The sequence below is a fragment of the Variovorax sp. M-6 genome, assembly GCF_052114385.1.
Taxonomy (GTDB): domain Bacteria; phylum Pseudomonadota; class Gammaproteobacteria; order Burkholderiales; family Burkholderiaceae_C; genus Variovorax.
The window spans coordinates 22,273-40,815 of sequence record NZ_JBFREQ010000024.1 but is presented as its reverse complement, the minus strand read 5'-3'; the positions used below and the strand labels follow the sequence as shown (position 1 = coordinate 40,815).

At 63.0% G+C, this 18,543-nt stretch carries 16 protein-coding genes; 12 read left to right on the top strand and 4 right to left on the bottom strand.

Annotated elements, in window-relative coordinates:
• Positions 1-41: 41 nt before the first annotated feature.
• Entirely contained in the window at positions 42-1,028 is a 987-nt protein-coding gene (locus AB4Z46_RS24240; RefSeq protein ID WP_442286096.1) for a Bug family tripartite tricarboxylate transporter substrate binding protein, read from the bottom strand.
• Positions 1,029-1,409: 381 nt separating this feature from the next.
• Here AB4Z46_RS24240 and AB4Z46_RS24235 point away from each other — a divergent pair, with 381 nt between their 5' ends.
• The 9 genes from AB4Z46_RS24235 (at position 1,410) to AB4Z46_RS24195 (ending at position 9,015) form a co-directional block, all read left to right on the top strand.
• Positions 1,410-1,937, top strand: coding sequence for a DedA family protein (locus AB4Z46_RS24235; RefSeq protein WP_442286095.1), 528 nt, complete (start codon positions 1,410-1,412; stop codon positions 1,935-1,937).
• 198 nt (positions 1,938-2,135) lie between these two features.
• Positions 2,136-3,131 carry a hypothetical protein gene (locus AB4Z46_RS24230; RefSeq protein ID WP_442286094.1) on the top strand — a complete coding sequence of 332 codons (996 nt, stop codon included), beginning with the start codon at positions 2,136-2,138 and terminating at the stop codon, positions 3,129-3,131.
• Between the two features lie 69 nt (positions 3,132-3,200).
• Positions 3,201-4,655 carry a hypothetical protein gene (locus tag AB4Z46_RS24225; protein ID WP_442286093.1) on the top strand — a complete coding sequence of 485 codons (1,455 nt, stop codon included), beginning with the start codon at positions 3,201-3,203 and terminating at the stop codon, positions 4,653-4,655.
• A complete protein-coding gene (locus tag AB4Z46_RS24220; protein WP_442286092.1) occupies positions 4,652-4,912 on the top strand; it encodes a YkgJ family cysteine cluster protein in 261 nt (86 codons plus the stop codon). The genes AB4Z46_RS24225 and AB4Z46_RS24220 overlap by 4 nt, the downstream gene beginning before the upstream one ends.
• A gap of 152 nt (positions 4,913-5,064) precedes the next feature.
• A complete protein-coding gene (locus AB4Z46_RS24215; protein ID WP_442286091.1) occupies positions 5,065-6,036 on the top strand; it encodes a Bug family tripartite tricarboxylate transporter substrate binding protein in 972 nt (323 codons plus the stop codon).
• A 51-nt stretch (positions 6,037-6,087) separates the two neighbouring features.
• Positions 6,088-7,158: a 3-keto-5-aminohexanoate cleavage protein gene (locus AB4Z46_RS24210; protein ID WP_442286090.1), complete on the top strand. Its 1,071-nt coding sequence runs from the start codon at positions 6,088-6,090 to the stop codon at positions 7,156-7,158.
• A 3-nt stretch (positions 7,159-7,161) separates the two neighbouring features.
• Positions 7,162-8,151, top strand: a complete 990-nt coding sequence (locus AB4Z46_RS24205) for a Bug family tripartite tricarboxylate transporter substrate binding protein (RefSeq protein ID WP_442286089.1) — start codon at positions 7,162-7,164, stop codon at positions 8,149-8,151.
• Between the two features lie 43 nt (positions 8,152-8,194).
• On the top strand, positions 8,195-8,653 hold the full coding sequence (locus AB4Z46_RS24200; protein WP_442286088.1) for a hypothetical protein: 459 nt from the start codon (positions 8,195-8,197) through the stop codon (positions 8,651-8,653).
• The gene (locus AB4Z46_RS24195) at positions 8,650-9,015 is read left to right on the top strand and encodes a hypothetical protein (RefSeq protein ID WP_442286087.1); all 366 of its coding nucleotides are present in this window, start codon (positions 8,650-8,652) and stop codon (positions 9,013-9,015) included. Before AB4Z46_RS24200 ends, AB4Z46_RS24195 begins: the two co-directional genes overlap by 4 nt.
• 10 nt (positions 9,016-9,025) lie before the next feature.
• Here AB4Z46_RS24195 and AB4Z46_RS24190 read toward each other — a convergent pair whose 3' ends face one another.
• On the bottom strand, positions 9,026-10,054 hold the full coding sequence (locus AB4Z46_RS24190; RefSeq protein WP_442286086.1) for an AraC family transcriptional regulator: 1,029 nt from the start codon (positions 10,052-10,054) through the stop codon (positions 9,026-9,028).
• Positions 10,038-10,991: a LysR family transcriptional regulator gene (locus tag AB4Z46_RS24185; RefSeq protein ID WP_442286085.1), complete on the bottom strand. Its 954-nt coding sequence runs from the start codon at positions 10,989-10,991 to the stop codon at positions 10,038-10,040. Before AB4Z46_RS24185 ends, AB4Z46_RS24190 begins: the two co-directional genes overlap by 17 nt.
• A gap of 104 nt (positions 10,992-11,095) precedes the next feature.
• Between AB4Z46_RS24185 and AB4Z46_RS24180 the strand changes: the two genes are divergently transcribed.
• Positions 11,096-12,184: a YeiH family protein gene (locus tag AB4Z46_RS24180; RefSeq protein WP_442286084.1), complete on the top strand. Its 1,089-nt coding sequence runs from the start codon at positions 11,096-11,098 to the stop codon at positions 12,182-12,184.
• A gap of 64 nt (positions 12,185-12,248) precedes the next feature.
• Here the strand turns inward: AB4Z46_RS24180 and AB4Z46_RS24175 are convergent, their stop codons facing one another.
• Positions 12,249-14,057, bottom strand: a complete 1,809-nt coding sequence (locus AB4Z46_RS24175; RefSeq protein WP_442286083.1) for a hypothetical protein — start codon at positions 14,055-14,057, stop codon at positions 12,249-12,251.
• 601 nt (positions 14,058-14,658) lie between these two features.
• On the opposite strand from AB4Z46_RS24175, the gene AB4Z46_RS24170 reads away from it, so the two are divergent.
• Together AB4Z46_RS24170 and AB4Z46_RS24165 are read left to right on the top strand one after the other, a co-directional pair.
• Entirely contained in the window at positions 14,659-15,264 is a 606-nt protein-coding gene (locus tag AB4Z46_RS24170; RefSeq protein WP_442286082.1) for a TnsA endonuclease N-terminal domain-containing protein, read from the top strand.
• A gap of 817 nt (positions 15,265-16,081) precedes the next feature.
• A complete protein-coding gene (locus AB4Z46_RS24165) occupies positions 16,082-18,406 on the top strand; it encodes a hypothetical protein (RefSeq protein WP_442286081.1) in 2,325 nt (774 codons plus the stop codon).
• Positions 18,407-18,543: the final 137 nt, after the last annotated feature.

The window sequence follows — 18,543 nt, the reverse complement described above, 5'->3', positions numbered from 1 at the left end:
GATCCGAAGGTCTCAGGCCGGCGCCGGACTGCCCCAAGGCCTCATTCAGCTTGGAGGTTCTTGGCCTTGATCACGCCCGTCCACCTGGCGCGCTCGGTCTCTGCGAAGCTCTCGAACTCGGCCGGGCTCTTGCTCGTCACCGGCTCCAGCCCCATGGCGCGAAGACGCTGCGACACTTCCGGACTCTCGATGGCGTCGTGGATGCCCTGATAGAGGCGATCGACCACCGCCGGCGGCGTGCCGCGCGGCACGGCGAAGCCCATCCACGACATCGACGCGTAGCCGGGATAGCCCTGCTCCGCGATGGTGGGCACATCGGGCGCCATGGCCGAACGCGCCTCGGTGGTCACGGCCAGCACGCGAATCTTTCCGCCCTTGATCTGCGGCAGCGCGACCGGAGAGTCGATGATCGCGACATCGACGACACCGGCCAGCAGATCGGCGAGCGCGGGACTCGATCCCCGGTAGGCCACATGCTTCACGTCGATCTTCGCTTGCGCATCGAACAGTTCCATCGCCATGTGATGGATGGTGCCGATGCCGGCCGAGGCATAGGAAAGGCCGCCGGGGTTCTTGCGTGCCGCATCGACGAAGCCGGCCAGCGTCTTGTAAGGGCTGTCGGGCTTGACCGCGATGAAGAGCGGCGTGCGCACGATCTGCGTCAGCGGGGTCAGCGTCTTTTCCGGCAGTGTGATCGGCTTGCTTTGCAGCGCCGCAGCCACCGCGAGCGTGTCCGCGGTGGCCGCCAGCACCGTGTAGCCGTCGGCCGGCGATGTCGCGACGGCCTGGGCGCCGATCAAGGTGCCGGCACCCGGCTTGTTGTCGACCACGATCGGCTGGCCCCAGGTGGCAGTCAAGCGGTCGCCCACCATTCGCGCGATGACATCGGCGCCGCCGCCGGCCGCGAACGGCACCACCACGCGGATGGGCTTGTTCGGAAAGGAGTCGGCCAGCGCCGGCACGAAGGCCTGCGCCGCCACCAGCGAAGACACCAGAAGAAGGCCGCGAACAACTGTCTTGAGTTTCATCGGGAAGCTCTTTCGAAAAAACAGGGAACTGACTTCAACGCCGGCTTGCACACCATGCCCCGGCGCTCGGGACAGAGATTTCAATAGTCCGAATATCGGATGATCGTATTCGAATATAGAACACCCACATCCTGCCATGGCGCGCCGCGGATGGCAAGGATTCGACGCATCGGGCGACCGGGCCCAGGCCACTTTCCCACGGCCCTGCGATGGCTGCGGAAGCGCATCTCGGCCACAAGGCACACCCGTCCGGTATGCCGTCGAGTGTGTGAGACTCTGGACGCCCGGAGGGCGCGTCGACGCCTTGCCGAGGTCTTGGCAATTCGCGCTTCCGTGAAGTCCTTCCTTCCCCGACCCCACTCAGAACTCGCAAAATCTCCAATGATTCTTGACGACATCACTCGAGCTGCCATCGCCGTCATCCAGGAACACGAGGCCTGGGGCGTTCCCATCGTGCTGGCCCTCGCGTTCGGGGAATCTCTGGCCTTCATATCCCTGTTGTTGCCGGCCACCGTGATCCTGCTGGGCGTCGGCTTTCTCATCGGCAGCAGCGGCATCGCCTTCTGGCCGCTCTGGTGCGCCGCCGTCGTCGGGGCCTTCCTGGGGGACTGGTTGTCCTTCTGGATCGGCGGACGGCTGAAGGGCGATGTCGTCAACTACTGGCCCCTGTCGCGCCATCCCGACCTGATCCCGCGCGGCCACAGATTCTTCGAGCGCTGGGGCGTCGCCGGCGTCTTCTTCGGGCGCTTCTTCGGCCCCTTGCGCGCATCCGTGCCGTTGGCGGCGGGCATCTGCGAGATGCCGGCGCTGACGTTTCAGCTCGCCAACATCTCTTCAGCCGTCGTGTGGGCGACCGGCATCCTGGCGCCCGGCGCGTTCGGCCTCAAGTGGGTGCAGGAGTGGATCTGAAGCGCGGATCCGATCCACGCGTCGTGGCCGGAGCCGCCCTGCGCCAACCAGAGAATTTCAGCCCCAAAGGCCGCGCGCGATCAAGGGCGCCCTCTTGTCACGCTGCGCATTTGGCTTGTATTCATCTACTTGTTACTATAGTAACCACACGTAACCAAACGACCTGTTTTCATTCACGTCTCACATAAGGATCCCAACGTGCCCATTCCGTTTATCTTGGCTGGAGCAGCACTCCTCGCCGGTGGCTATGGCGTGAAAAAAGGCCTCGACGCCAAGCGCGACTTTTCGGATGCGAACGACACCAATGACGGTGCCAATCGCATTTACGACAGGGCACGTTCAGCGCTCGAAGAAGTGCGCAAGTCGACCCAGGAAGAGATCGAGGCCTTGGGCAGCATCAAGATCAAGGCCTACGACGATGCCTTGGTTCCTTTCTATGAGACCTTCAGCAAGGTCAAGAATTTCGAGTTCTCCACCGAGGTGAAGAACGACGAGTTCGTATTCACCAGGGAGCAGCTGGCCCAGCTCGCAAGCTCCGTGAACTACATGAACCCGATCCTGGCATCGGGCGCGACCTCGCTGGGCGCCGGCGGGTTGGCAGGCCTGGCCGCCTATGGCGGTGCGGGCTTGCTGGCCGCCGCCTCCACAGGCACACCGATCGCGGCCCTCAGCGGCGTTGCCGCAACGAATGCCACCCTGGCCTGGTTCGGAGGCGGTGCCCTGAGCGCCGGCGGACTGGGCATGGCTGGAGGCACGGCTGTCCTCGGGGGCATCGTTGCCGGACCTGTGCTGGCCATCGGCGGCATGATGCTGGCCTCCAAGGCAGAAGCCGCGAAGCATGCGGCCTACGAGAACCTGGCCAAGGCACGGACCGCCGCCGAAGAGATGAAGGGCGCCGCCGTGGTGGCCGGCGGCATCGGCGAATCGTTCAAGCATGTGCGTCTCGTCATCGACGAATTGCTCGGGCGCTTCAGCCCGATGCTGCAGGGCATGGAGGCTGCCGTGTCGGTCAACCCGGACTACGCAAGCCACACTCGCGCAACGCAGCAAGGCATGTACATGACCTGCGAACTGGCCAGTGCCATCGCCCGCCTGGTCGAGATGCGCCTCCTGAGCGACGAGGGAACCATCATCGAGGGAGTCATCGGCAACGTGGACGCCGATCGCGACCGGATCGTCGACAAGCTCGCCTGATCGGGCTCTCGATCGTCGACCCCGAAGGGCCACAGGCCCTTTGGATTCCATGCCTTCTGAAACGACACCATGACCGATACCAGAGCCGATGCTCCGGCGTCCTACTTCTCGGCGCTGATGGCTGAACACAACACCAAGGTGCTCAGTGAACGTACCCGTGATTTCTTCTCCGATACCGAGCGCCTTGGCATCATCGCGCGCCAGCGCCAGAACATGGCGGCCGAGCAGGCCCAGGGCTGGGTCTTCGAGCAACTGGAAGTCGCCAAATTCAACCTGGACGCGCTGCGCAACAACTCCTCGTTGAAAGCCAGCACGACCGATGTCCTCGGCCAGGTCAACGACCCGGTCGCCGACATCGTGATTCGCAACCGGGACAACGCCGAGCGTTTGAAGACCTACCAGGCGAAGTCCAGCGGCAAACCCGTTGAGACCATCAAGCAGATGTCTCCGGAAAAGTACGAGAAAGTGAACCTCGTCGGTCCCGCCGACCAGCACGAGCGCATCAACGAATTGATGGACAAGCGCATCGAGACGGGAGGCATCAACACCGAACGCTACAAGAGCGTGAAGGAGCGGCTCGACAAGGGCATCGAGCACGAGGGCGTCGGCTCCGGCGGCACGACTTACGACGAGGCCGTCAGGAACACGGACGCCGTGCAGGCCGACCGGACGGCCCGGACCCTCAACCGGCAAGCCATCGGCAATGAGATGCATCAGGCAGGCATGCAAGCCGGGGTTGTTGGAGGTGCCATGGGCGGCGGCTTCACGCTTGCAGCGGGCCTCTGGCAGATGCACAAGGGCACGGCCTCCGGCTCCCGGGTTGCGCTCGATACCGTGTATTCCACCGCGGGCAGCTTCGCCACGAGCTATGCCACGGCGGCGGCGTCCAAGGGCATCCCACACCTCCTGAGCCATATCGGGGTCAGCAAGACCGTCGTGGGCGCGCTCAACCGCTCCAATGCCCATGTGGCCATCGCCAGCGGCGTCGTACAGTCCGCCAAGCACCTCACGATGTACCTCAAGGGCGACATCGAATTCGACGCCATGATCAATGAGGTCAGCGGCACGGCCATCCTCACTTCCAGCACCTTCTACTACGGCGCCTTGGGACAGGTGTTGATTCCCGTGCCGGTCGTGGGCGCCATGGTGGGCTCCACCCTGGGCTACTTCATCGGCAGCATGCTCCACCAGTCAGGCGTGATCAGCCTGGGAGAAACGACCGAAGTGCGCATTGCGCGCGAACGCCGCGAGCGCATCGAGGAACTCTGCTACGAGTCCATTGCCCGCATGCAAGCCTCCCGCCTGGCCATGACCGAGCTGCTCGATGCGCACTTTGCCGACCAGGCCGCCACGCTGGCCGGTGCCTTCGATAAAATGGACACGGCCATGACGGACTGGAATGCCGACAGCTACGTCCAGGGCCTGTCGAAACTCAATGCCACCTTTGGCCACAGTCTCAAGTTCGAGAACTTCGACCGTTTCGATGCGTTCATGATGGACGATCGAGCTGTGTTCGTCCTGTGACGCCTTTCCCCTGCACCGCCTGCGGTGCCTGCTGCCGGCATGTCGACCTGTCAGAGCAGACGCGCTTTCTCGATCGCGGCGATGGTGTCTGCCGGATCTATGACGAGGCGACGCGCCGGTGCACGGAATACGCCCATCGCCCAGCGATCTGCCGCGTCGATGTGCAGTACCAGACGCGCTACCGGGACCAGATGAGCTGGGGCGAGTTTTCCGCCCTCAACAGCCAGGCATGCATCGTTCTGCAGCAAATCAGCTGATTCATCCCTCTTTGCGAGCCTGAGAGCCACTGTCGCCAGCCTTGTCCCAGATTGACAAGAACGCGTCCCGGAAAGGCAATTGCCAACGCCTTTGACGCCAGATACTGACTGCGTCGGCGCACCTGCCGGACATCGAGAATCTGGAGGCAAAGATGAAACTGCAGCAACTTGCACGCCCTGCCATGGGGGTGCTGCTCGGGTGGTCGCTGACCCTCAGCGCCTGGGCACTTGGTGACAAGCCCTTGAAGGTCATCGTTCCGGCGCCAGCGGGCGGAACGTCAGACATCGCCGCCCGTGTGATCGGGAATCAAATATCCGAGGACATCGGCCGACCGGTCGTCGTCGAGAACCGCCCCGGCGCCACCGGGTCGATCGGCCTGAGCGCCATGCTGAAGGCCGACCCCGACGGCAACACGATCGCGCTGGGGCCGAACAACATGCTGGTGGAAGCACCGCAGGTAATGAAGGTCCCCTACGACCCGCTCAAGGACATCGTGTCCATCGGCAGAGTGGCCTTCACGAGCTATGTGCTCGTCACTGCGGCGAACTATCCTGCCAAGGATTTCCCGCAACTGGTCCAACACCTGAGGACGCGCAAAGGCAAGTCATCCTTCGCGAGCTACGGAACGGGCACGGTGTCCCAGTACTCGGGACTGATCTTCAGCAGCCGCGCCGATCTGGGCATGCAGCACGTGGGCTATCTCGGATCCCCGCCGGCGCTCCAGGACGTGATCGGCGGCCAGGTCGACATCATGTTCGATGGCATGGTGACTTCCCTGCCCTTGATCAAGGGCGGCATGCTGCGCCCCTATGCGGTGGCCGGGAAGAACCGGTCCAGGTATCTCCCTGACGTGCCGACCATGACCGAGCTCGGCTACCCGGACATCCAGTTTCAGGGGCAGATGTGTTTCTACGGCTCCAGCAAGCTGCCGCCCGATGTCCTGCAGAAGCTCCAGGCGGCCATCAAGAAGGCGGCGAGCGCACCTGCGGTTCAGCAGAAGCTCCTCGACGTGGGCCTGGAGCCTGACGTCAGCGTGGACTCGTCCGCGCTGCAGGCCGAGAACAAGCTGCTGTTCCAGCGCAACGCCGCCATCGTCAAGAAATTCGACATCCAGGCCAATTGAGCCCCCATCGGGCGCACCCGACATCCCGCAACGACTCCAGAGGACCATCGCATGAACTTCCTTGACGGACACCTGTACCCTGAAAACCAGCAGCCTTTGATCATCACGGCGGCGCCCTACGCGCCGGGCTGGATTCCCTCCGACTTCCCGGAAGACATCCCTGTCTCCATGGAAGACCAGATCCAGAAGGCCGTGGATTGCTACGAAGCCGGTGCCACGGTGCTGCATCTGCATGTGCGCGAGGCCGACGGCAAAGGCAGCAAGCGCCTGTCCATGTTCAACGAGCTGATCGCCGGGGTGCGCAAGGCGGTGCCCGAGATGGTCATCCAGGTGGGCGGCTCCATCAGCTTCGCTCCTGAAGAAGGACAAGCGGCCAAGTGGCTGAGCGATGACACGCGGCACATGCTGGCAGAACTCGATCCGACGCCCGACCAGGTGACGGTGACGGTCAACACCACGCAGATGAACGTGACCGAGCATGCCGGCATTGACGACTTCAGGGGCGTCTCGCGCGGATTCCCGCACCTCTATGCCGCCTACAAGGACATGATCGTGCCCTCGAACCCCAGTTGGGCCGAGGAGCACATTCGGCGCCTGACGGCCGCGGGGATCCAGAGCGAGTTCCAGGTCTACAACATCAACAGCTTCGAAACCATCGAGCGGATGATCCGCCGCGGTGTCTACAAGGGACCCCTGGTGATGAACTGGGTGGCCATCAGCGGCGGCATGGACCAGGCGAACATCTACAACCTCGCCAACATGCTGCGTGCCGTGCCCGACGGGGCGGTGGTCACGGTCGAAAGTTCGGTGCTCAACGTGCTGCCCGTCAACATGATCGGCATCGCCCTGGGGCTGCACGTGCGCTGCGGCATCGAGGACGTGCTCTGGAACCAGTCCCGCACCGGCAAGATGAGCTCCGTCGAGCAGATCAGGCAGCTTGTGCGCATCGCCGGCGAGTTCGGCCGCCCCATCGCGACCGCGCAGCAGGCGCGCGAGATCATGAAGATCGGCGTCTTCTACGACAGCGTGGAAGAGACGCTGCAGGCCAATGGCTTCGCGCCCAATCGCAATGGCGGCAACCAGGGGTTCCTGCGCAAGCCCGACATGGCGCTGGGGAAGTGACAGATGGCGACGTCACTGACTCGCAGGCAGATCGTGCTTGGCGCCGCGGCATCGCTGGCAAGCGGCCTGGCCGGTGCACAAGGCGGCAAAGACTGGCCCTCGCGCCCCGTCAAGGTCATCGTGCCGGGCGGTGCGGGCGGGGTGCTGGACACGCTGGCCCGGCAGCTCTATACCCGGCTCCAGGAAACGCTCGGCCAGCCATTTGTCGTGGAGAACCGCCCGGGCGCCAACGGATTGATCGGCTCGTCGGCCGTGAAGAACGCCGCACCCGACGGCTATACGATCCTGCACAGCACCGCCTCGTCCATGGTGATGGCGGAAGCACTGAATCCAGATCTTCCGATCAAGACCTTGCGCGATCTGGAGCCTGTGGCGCTGTCTGCGGTGGGGGGTATCCTGCTTGCCGTGCATGCCTCGGTGCCAGCGAAGACGCTGCCCGAGCTGGTCGATCTGCTGCGAAGTGACCCCCGAAAATACCAATCCTACGGAAGCTGGGGGCTCGGCTCGAACGGGCACCTGACGATGGAGTGGATCAAGCAGCGGGCGGGCCTGAACATCGATCACGTTCCATACAAGACATCGCCCGCATTGCTCACCGACATCGTCTCCGGCGTGATTCCGATCGGCTGGATCGACGTTGTGTCCCCCCTGGGTTTCATTGCGCAAGGGAAGCTGCGTGGCATTGCCCTGACCGGCACGGTTCGCAGTCCCAGATTGCCGGATGTCAAGGTGCTCTCGGAGCAAGGCTATCCGTTCACCGCAGCGGGTTGGCAGGGCGTCTTTGCACCCAGGGGCACGCCGGCGGAGATCGTGGAGCGGCTGCACACGGCCATCAATCACGAGCAGGTGCAGCCCGCGTTCAGGACGGCGCTGCTCCAAGCCAATGTACCGCCTGCGGATGCCGTGTCCCGCGAAGCGTTCGTGCAGACCATCAAGAGCGACCTGACCACGTGGAAGAAGGTCGTCGCGGACGGCAACCTCAAGCCGGAGTGACCCTGACCCTCGGGACAGGGAGGACTTCAACCCTCAGACAACCATGAAGATTTCCTCTCACGCGGACAAGATAGGCCGCCTGTTGAAGCTGCGCGATCGACTCGACCCTCTCGAGGATTTCGAGCTCTGGTATTGGACGAGCCTGACAGCCGGAACCAACATCTGGAACGCCACGCTGCATGCGGCAGGACTCACCAGTGAGGCGCGCGCCTTTTCGACGATCCCCGGCGTGCACGTGGTGCCTCAAGGCGACGGCAGCTGGCGAAGGGAGCTTCGCGGCCCGGGCGATGTGAGCCACGTCGGCTGGCCTCCCATTCCAGGCGAGATGCCGCAGCCCATCCAGCGCCTGGAGGCCGCGCTGCACGCACTGGAAGCGCACCGCGACCCTTGCCTGCGCGGGGGCCGCACGCCCACCCGGGCGATCGTTGATGACTGCGATCGCGCAATCCTGCAGGCCATATCCGTCTATCAAGCATTGGTCCACCAGGACGTACGCTCATGACTCCCGAGAATCACCGCGACAAGGCGCAGCGGATCGAGCGATCGCTGGCCAAGCTCAACGACTCGGACTGGGAAATCCGGATCGAGGCCGCCATGCTCGCAGGCACGCACTGGGTCAACCATGTCCTGCATCGGGTCGGCGCGAGCGAGATGTCGGAAGACATGGTGCATGCATCCATGTGCATGGTCAGCGTGCTCCGCAAATACAAGCTTGCCGAGCCCGAACTGATCGCGCAGCTTGAGGAGATCGAGGAGCTTCGTCCGCTCTTCGTGCGCGGAGACATGGACGGCGGCGCGAAAGCGGCGGACAGGGCGATCGCGCTGCTCGGCTCGATCGGAGAGCGAGCAAGAAATCTCCCTTGAGTGTCGCCCGCTACCGTTTCGGCGACCCTGTCCCGGCGGCCTGTTTGCTCCACTGCGAGGCGCTGCAGCCAAAGAGCTTCTGGAACCAATGGCTGAAGCTGCTGGGCGTGGCGAAACCCAGAAGTTGTGCGACCTCGCTCAGGGGCAGGTCGCTCTCGCGCAAGTGGTGCTTGACCAGATCCGACCGCACCTGGTCGAGCAGGCGGCTGAAGCTGAGGCCCTCCGCATCGAGCCGGCGATGCATCGTGCGGCGGTCGACGTGCAGAAACCGTGCAACCTCCTGGGCCGTGCAGGTGCCACCAGGGAGAAGTGCCAGGATGACCTGGCGGCAGGCCTCCTGGGCGCTTTCACTGCGATCCGTCAGGGCCGCATCCAGGTACTTTCTCGCAAAACCGGCGGCCACCTGGTCGCCGAATTCGCGCCGCCCGGACAGGTCGCTGGCCAAGCAGACCAGGCCGTTGAATTCCTGATTGAACTTGACGTTGCGTCCGAAGAACGCCTGATGCGCAGAGGTGTTGCTGGGCGGACGATGGGTGAAGCAGACTTCAAGCGGCCGCCAATGCTTTCCGATCAGCTCGCCAAGCATGCGGAACATGGTGCCCACGGCCAGCTCTACCGACTGCCGCATCTGCAGCCCCGGGGTTGGCAGCAAGTCTTCCCGGATCACAACCACGCTGCCGGTGTCTTCGACGCGGATGATCAGGGAGGCGTTCACCAGTTTCAGATAGCGGCACAGCGTGTCGAGGGCGGCCCTCGGCGTCGGGTCCTCCCTGAGCACGAGGCTGATCGGCCCCAGGGCGGAGAGCCTGCGCTGCGCCGCAAGACGCAGCGCCAGGTCTTCAGTCTGCGTGGCGCGGGCGGTGATCTCAAGCAACTCGCGCACGGCATCCCTCGGGATCAGCATCTCGGGGTCCTCGAGAAACTCCGCCTGCAACCCCACGGTTCGCATGAACGCATAGGGATCCCTGTCGAGCGACTTGACAAGCTCGACGTAGCCGTTCAGGCTGCCGCTGCGCACGAAATCAGAGATGTGCTTCATGCGGTGAATCTCGTGAAGCCGTGCCGCATGACTTCGCGCCGACCTCCGATTCGGCTGCCAGCAACGCATCCAGAGGCGCAGAGAATTTCTTGAACTGATGTCGAATGCAATAGAGGGGCCGGTCGAGCAAAGGCAAGGCGGTGTGAAGGATGACCAGCCTGCCCAGCGCCACCTGGTCGCCTACGGTGCACAAGGGCAGACAAGCGATGCCCAGGCCCACTGCGGTGGCCTGCTTGATCGCCTCGGTGTCACCCAACTGGGTCGATGATGCGAATCCGCCTAGATGAGGCAGCAGCAACTGATCCAGCAACTCACGCGTTCCCGATCCGCCTTCGCGCAGGAGCCAGCGCTCCTTCCCAAGCTCCAGCGCGCTGACAGGCCGGCCCAGCATTGCGAAGGGATGGTCTGCCGCGGCCACGATCACCATCCGGTCGGTGGCCCAATGCTGAACCTCCAGTCCGTCGGCATGGCACGGCCCCTCGATCAATCCTGCATCCACTTCCATGCGCAGGACGGCATTGACAACGTCCTGCGTATTGCCGATGCGCAATTCCACCGCGATGCGAGGCAGCTCGCGCTGAAGCTGAGCGATCCTGGCCGGCATCACGTAGTTGCCGATGGTGGTGCTGGCGCCCAGCCGGATGTGCGCGGGCGGGAACGCGTGCTCGGCGCCGCCCCCAACCCCGAAGTCGCGCTCGATTTCCATTGCGGCGTTCAAGGCGGCGCGGGCGCGCACATGCAGTGCGCGGCCGGTCTCGTTGAGGATCAACCGCTTGCCCACACGGTCGAACAGGGCCGATCCAAGCAGGGACTCAAGCTCCGCCAGTGCGGCGCTTGTGGCCGATTGGGACAACGGAATGCTGGCTGCCGCCGCCGTCGTGCTGCCCAGCTCCGCAATCGCCGAGAAGATGTGCAACTGCCTCAGCGTGACTCTCACAGACCGGCCTTACTCATAAGATGTGTTGATCATATTCATATAACTCGTTTTTGAATTGAAGCCACTGCGGCCAAGATCGCTTCGTCCTCGTAGATGAAGTCTTCATGTCCGCCACCAGCCACAGCAAGCCCCCCGCAGTCGAACGGGCTGCATCACCGCCCCTCCCTTCCCTTGCATCCGGTCTGCTCCTGGCGGCCGCCATTGCCGCGATGGCGCTCTGGCTGGGCGCGCTGCCGTGGTTTCGCAGCAAGGGACTGAGCACCCTCACGCTGACGATTGCCATGGGCATGCTGATCGGCAACACGGTCTATCCGAAGTGGGCTCCCAGGGCCGGCCCAGGGATCGCGTTCTCCAAGGCGACCCTGCTGCGGGCCGGCATCGTCCTGTACGGCATGCGCCTGACGTTCGCAGAGGTCGCGACCATCGGCGCTCAAGGATTGCTGGTCGACGTCCTCATGCTCGCGAGCACCTACCTGGGCGCCTACTGGCTCGGCACTCGACTGCTGGGTCTGGATCGTGAAACCACCCTGCTGATCGGCGCCGGCAGTTCCATCTGCGGCGCCGCCGCAGTCATGGCCGCGCAGCCTGTGGTCAAGGGGCGTGCCGAGCATGCGACCGTTGCAGTGGCCACCGTGGTGGCCTTCGGCACCCTTGCCATGTTTCTGTGGCCCGCGGTCTACCGCATCGGGGTCGATCACGGGCTGCTGCACTGGACCCCGCGAGACTATGGCGTTTTCGTGGGATCGACGGTGCACGAGGTGGCCCAGGCGGTTGTTGCAGGCCGGGCGATCGGACAAGATGCGGCGGATGCGGCGGTGGTCACCAAGATGGTGAGGGTGATGATGCTTGCGCCCGTGCTCATGATCGTGGCGCTGCTGATGTCTCGGTCGCCTGGCCCCACCGATGAGCCCGGCCGCCGCAAACGCATTGCCATACCCTGGTTCGCGTTCGGTTTCATCGCCGTGGCGGCATTCAATTCGCTCATCGCCGTGCCTGAGTCGTTGAAGCACATGGCAATCGCCATCGATGACCTGCTGTTGGCGATGGCAATGGCCGCCCTGGGATTGACGACGCATGTGTCCACCCTTCGGAGCGCGGGCGCCCGACCGATGTGGCTGGCCTTGATGCTCTTTGGCTGGCTGCTTGCCGGCGGACTGCTCGTCAACGACGTGGTCGGTCGGTGGCTGGGATAGCGACAGTCCGACGGTCCGCGGCAAGATTTCGCGCGACAGACCTGGATCGCCGTTGCGAGACAACTCAGTTGGACGCCTTGCTCCGGTCGTCGATGAACATGCCCCCGCCGCTCTTGGCCACGTCAAGGGCATCGCGATGCCAGAGCAAGCCGTCGTACTCGCGGTCCAGCTTGTAGATGAGGTAATAACGCGTGGCCGCGGGGTGATCCTCTTTGACCAGCGTGCCATCGCAATTGGCCTGGATGTACCAGCGCTCGATCGTATAGACGTACTGCGGCTTCGGTGCGCCGTGCACCTCGAAGGTGCCGGAGCCGCCGTTCGGATTGAGCCGCGTCAGCGGGTGCCCGTTGCGCTCGGGCGCGTTGTAGGTGCCGTCCACCGTGACGCCCGGGATGCCGCGCGAACCAAACAGCTCGGTCAGGTCCGGGTGGAGCGCCTTGACGTTCTGCACCGGGATGCGCTCCGCCGTGCACCGGCGGTCGGTCTGCGGCGCCGCGCTCACCTGGATCAGGGCCAGCGGCGTCTTTTGCGAGTCGTCCTGGCCTTCCTTGTAGGCCACCAATCCGCGCGATACCACGCCCAGCATGTAGCGCGTGCCATTCGGATGCACGAAAAGGTACTGGCAATTGCCCATGTGCTGGTAGGGCGACGTGCGATTGGGTTCCACGACCATGAGCTTGTCACCCGAGAACTTCACCTCGATGCGGTAGTTGCTGGCGACCACCCCGTAGACGCCGTCAACGCCGCCGCAGCGGTTGGTCGGCGCGGCAGGCGCAGGAGCGGACGTTGCGACGGTGGTGCTGCTTGCGCCAGCGCCTCGCGGAACCTTGGGGGCCTCAGCCGCGGCCAAACCCTTGGCCTCCTCCGCCTTGGCCTTGGCCTCGGCGGAGGCGGCGCGGCGCGCCTCTTCCTCGCGGGCGCGCGCTTCCGCATTCGCGCGCTGCGCTTCGGCCGCCTTGGCCTGGGCCTCTTCGCGGGCGCGGGCCTTGGCCTCAGCCAGCTCGCGGGCGCGCGTTTCGGCGGCCAGACGTTGCTCCTCTGCGGCACGAGCCTTGGCCTCGGCCTGCTCGCGAGCGCGGGCTTCGGCGGCCTGACGCTGCTCCTCCGCGGCGCGGGCCTTGGCCTCACGCTGGGCACGCCGCTCGGCCTCGCGCGCTTCAGCCGCGGTGACCGGCTTTGGCGACGCGCCACCGGAGGTGCCCTGCTGCTCCACCTGCTTGGACAGCAGGTCCATCTTGGCCTTCATCGCCGCGAGTTCGGCACGCAGCTTCTCGTTCTCGGTGGCCGACGGCGCGGGTGCAGAAGCTGCAGGGCCCTTGTCCGCCGCGTTGCCCGCCATGCCGCGCGTGGCGGCCGCAAGCTGCGCAGCGGTGACGGGCTTGAGCTCGTGCTTGTCGCTGTACAGGATGGTGCTGGCCCTGTCGAAGCTCAGGGCCTCGGCGGTGAATACACCGACCAGGCCGGTCCCCGCAAGACGCACCGAGCCATCGCCTTGCACGCGCCCGATGTACGAGGCCTGGCCCTGATCCAGGAATTCAAGCTGGCCCGACTTCTCGTCCCAGCGGACCAGGTACACCGTGCCCTGACACTGCTGCGCCACACAGAAACCGCGGTGATAGCGCATGGCGGCGCCCGGCACGATCCAGCGGATGTCACGCCAGACGGCGGCGACGTCGCCAGGGACCGACTGCAGCCAAGCCTTGCCGGCGACCAGCGCCAGGTCGCCCCAGCGGGAGCGTTGCACCTGCGGATCGTCGGTGGCGACGCGGCGCAGTTGCGTCAGGGCTTCGGTGCTGAACTCGGGTGCCGCCGGGACGGGCGCGCCCTGGGCGACGGCGCCAGCGGAGGCGAGTGCAAGTAGCGCGGCGAACACCAGGCGATGGAGTGCGGGACGGGCAACGATCATCCGATCGAGTCTAAGGTTCTGCGCGTCGCCTGGCAGCTGCGAACGCCTTCGGCTCGCCGTCGGATGTCCCCATGTGCGTGCAAATTTGCCGTAGCTTTGCATCGATTGCGGACAAAACTTCGCCTCAGTTGTGGACAATTTGACCACAGCGCCGCTCGCATCGGAGTTCAATCTGGCGGCGGCATGCGGACCGCCATGCCTATCGCGTAGGTTGAACTAGGGATGGCTCCAGCACACTCTCAAGAGCCTGACAGTCGCCGAACCCCATGAAGGGAGGGTCTCTCAACCTCGCTACCCCGGAAACATTCGTATCGCATCCATCGAGAACGTATCAATTTCCGACCTAGTGACGCGCTGGAAAACGAGGTCGATCGAGGTCGTAAGTCCTCGGACGCGTGATTGCATGCGCTCGGCGCGAGGAGTCCTGCGTCGCGGCCACCCCTTGCCCTAAGGCGCGTCCCCAGGGGAGACACACCGCAAATCACGACCCCAGCGCAATAACCGGCCACTCTTCAAGATTTTTATTCTCCGTATCGCACTATTACCGCGAACTTTTCCCGCCAATTCCATGCAAGAAGCATGTCTTTACCTGTGGTTTGCCAGACAGCAAGAATATTTTTCTTCCCAGCAACCCTTCTCGAAAGGATGCACTGTGGAATGGCCATTCGACCTCTCCCTCTACCCGCCCTTCCTGAGGGCTCGACTCAAGAAGGGCTTTGGACTCGGTCAGGGCGAGACGTACATGCCTTGGATCAGAGTTCGAGACTTCGGCTCGCGCGGCGACTCGGCGAATCCATCCGGAATCAAGATCGACAGGCCCTACCACTTTCTATCCACGCCTGAGAAGTGCTACTTCTACGTTCTGGAACGAGAAGAGGACGTGGTCGACATTCAGGAGCAGTTCCCGATCCTCGATCTCGGCAACACGATCCGGCTCTGTGCCAAGTACAAAGTTCGGCACGCGTACCGCAATGGGTTCCCAGAGCCCTTCACCATCGACTTCATCGTGACCCGGCGTACGGACACCGGCACCATCACTGAAGCACGTAGCGTCAAGACCAAAGAGGACTTTGACAAGCCTCGCACGAAGGAACGCCTGAACATCGAACGGCAATGGTGTAGCGAGGCAGGAATCGACTGGGCTCGCGTCGACCCCACCCCCTTTCACCCGTGAGGTCGAGAGCAATCTCCGGTTCATCCGCCGGTGGCACGTCGATTCGTACGTTCCCGGTTCACTCAAAGCCATGCGCCGATTCGCTGCTACCTTTCGCCGTGAATTCAAGGTTGGTGTTCCTCTGAAGGACCTGATTGAGGCTACCGCCTCTCGAGCCAACTTTCCTCAGAAAGACGCGCAGAACCAGTTCCAGTATTGCGCCTGGGCGAACCTAATCCGCATCGATTTGCACCGGCCCGTCAGTCTCAATCACTCTGTCGTACTGCTCGATCATGACCACTCCTAAACGTGCACCTACTGAATGCATCGGGACCCCGTCAGCCACCCCTTTGAACGGAAATGGCTGCGCCATCCGGGCCTTGGCTCGAGACCGGTCCTATTGGTCGTGGATCGCGATCCGGAGTTCCCCTCGGCCGCCTTCCTCGAGGTCCGCGCAGCGTTGCTCGCCACGAACAATCGAAGAAACCCGACTCGACTGCCTGATAGCCCCAGGCTGCCGCCTAGTCGACCTTGAGCGACTTCCGAAGCGTCCGCGGCTGTACAGCAACCCGGCTTCGCCGCGAGAGAGAAGCTCCAAAGGAGATCCGAATGACGACGGCTTCACTTCCACTTCACCTCAAAGCCTGTGTCGAGCGCGTCCTCTACCCAAACAGCAGCGCGAACGGCACCTATGCCCTTTTCCATAGCCTAAGAGCATCAAAGGCGACGCGGCGACGCGGCTCGGAACGGCACGTAGAACCTTCGCGAAGGGAAATTCATCGCGAGTTGCTCGAGGTCCTGCGGATCCAAGACTCAACGAGCTCCAGGTGAGGCCTCTATGGCTGGTGAGTATGAGGACGCTGCCACCAATGAGTTGCAGGTCGGTCTCCTTCTCAAGGCAGGCAAGGAAGAAGATGCCGTCCGCCTGCGTATCACTCATGCCTTCAGCAGCAGCATCTATGTCGTTAGCTATATCGGCCCGCCAGGAGCCAGGTATTGCCGCAAGCCGCATCGACTCCGTCGAAGCGAAGTTCAGGCCTCTGTCGATGCAGGAAGCTGGAGGCTACAGCGCACCGCTCTACCTGCGGAGTTCTTTCAAGGCGAGGCGCTTGAATCGAAGAGCAGATCGAAGTCGCGGATCTTGCCTGATGAGATCGAATCCGACGTCGATGCAGCCTATCGTTGGATCAAGCCGCTGGTCGACTTCTTCGACACAGAAGCACACTTGGCACGCTGCCACTTTCACACAAGGATCAAAGAACGCGCGCTAGAACTTGAACTGCAGTGGCGAACGATCCTGCGGCTGCTCCTGCGTTACTACTACTTTGGCAGAGTCGAAGCAGGGCTGAGGCACCTGAACCCAGGTCCGACGCCGTGCAGCAGCAAGGTCGACTCACATGATGCGTCCGAATCCGAGCGCGAACCGCTGCAGGCAACGCTGTTCCCCGAACTTGACCTCGAACCACAAATGGTCGAGCGCAAACGAAGGGTTCCGCCAGGTCCTCAACAGAATATCGCCAAATCGAAGGGGCCAAACCATTTCGTCATCGATCACGTAGTCGATGACCAGGAGATGGTGGATACGGTCAAAAAGGTGGGCAAAGATCCATCCACGCTCGCAAAAGCGCACTGGACCTATCTGAATGGACCGTTTGCCCTGCGATATCCCAAAGTTTACGCACAGTGGCAAGCGGGACAGGCGCCGTTGCCAATTACCTACTGGACGTTTCGACGATCCGTTCGAGATGGAGAGAACTACGACAAGGATCTCCTCGACAACATTCCCGCACTTTCCTCAGACAAGAAGGGTAGAAGCTCCTTCGTCCGGGGACCCGGCGAAGTGTACGAAGTGGACGCCACCGGAGGGCGCATCGAATTGATCGCCAAAGACGTACATGGAGATCCTGTGTGCGTTGGGAAGCCGTGGATCTATCTATTGATAGACCGGGGCTCAAAGTTCATCGTCAGCATCTACGTAACACTCAATTCTCTTTCTTGGGAGGAGTTGAAGCAACTCCTGCTCCTTGCACTCTCCCCAAGGGCTTCACGTCTTCGCGCGTTGGGCATCGAGTACGACGAGAGACGTTGGGTTCGCGGACGGGTTCCCAACGTGATCGTGCAAGACCGCGGAAGCGAGTTTCTATCGAACAACAACATTGAAGCGCTTCGCCGCCTGAAAATCGAGGTGGTGACGTTGCCTCCACAAACACCGAATGGCAAGGCAGTCGTTGAGCGTGTATTTCGAACTCTCAAGCAAAGGATGGCGTCCAGCCAGCTTTTAGGCACCTACGCGCGTCGCCCTTTGGACCCAAAAAGCAAAAGGCAAGCGCGCAAGGCAAAGACCTACGCCGCCGAGTCATTGCAGGACGTCTACCGTGCTCTGGTAGAGGCCGTCGATCGTTACAACAATCGCGTTCACCGCGCCCTTGAGAAGCACCTGGCGGTGTTGCAACATGGCGTCCCTCCGACTCCGAGTGCAATCTATGTTTGGGGCTGTGACAACATCACCGGGGCAAAGGTCAGCACCCTGACAGAGGACGATGTCCGGCGCGCACTTCTGGCACACGGCCGAGGCTCCATCTCGGACGGAATACTCACGTTCGGCAAGCACAAGTACTACCCCGCCGATCGCGAAGCGCTATCTCTTGCCCAGGATCCAACAATGAGTGCGCACGCGCACGCGGTCGGGCGCCACGCGCTCAGGAGCACCCACGGAGTTGATGTCCGGTCGGACAAGACATACCGTGAGGAAGTGCAAGTAGTGACCAACCGCGGTCGAACGTGGTCCACCTGGGCAATGTCGGAGCTTGATGCCCAGCAGTTACGAGGCCTGACGACCGAAGAGGAAGCCGCAGCGGTAGAAAGGGCCCGCCTCCTACGCGATGAAACGAGGAACGACACACTCATACACGACAGCAAGCAACCGAAAACGCCTCGTCATCCTCGTCCCAAGTCGCCGCCTTTGCGGGAGGATGCGGCCACCACTCGACTTCACCGCCAGGAAGAGACGCGCAAGGTCAAAGGCCTCCTTGACGGGCGTCTCGCCCCGGATCCCGCAAAGCCCAAGCGATCTCCCAGGTCCAAGCCTGAATCCCAACGGTTGGAGGAACAGGAGCGCGCCGCGGACATCGCAAGGCTTGCCGACGCTCTGCGTCAAGGATGATGCAACACATTTCGATGTATGGACCGCGAGGCGCAGACGCTTTGCATAGGTATGGGCAACAACGTCGGGCCTTTTCAGGCGAAGTTCATTCACCCTTCTCTAGCAATCATATTTCCTCGGAAGGACCTGCAATCATG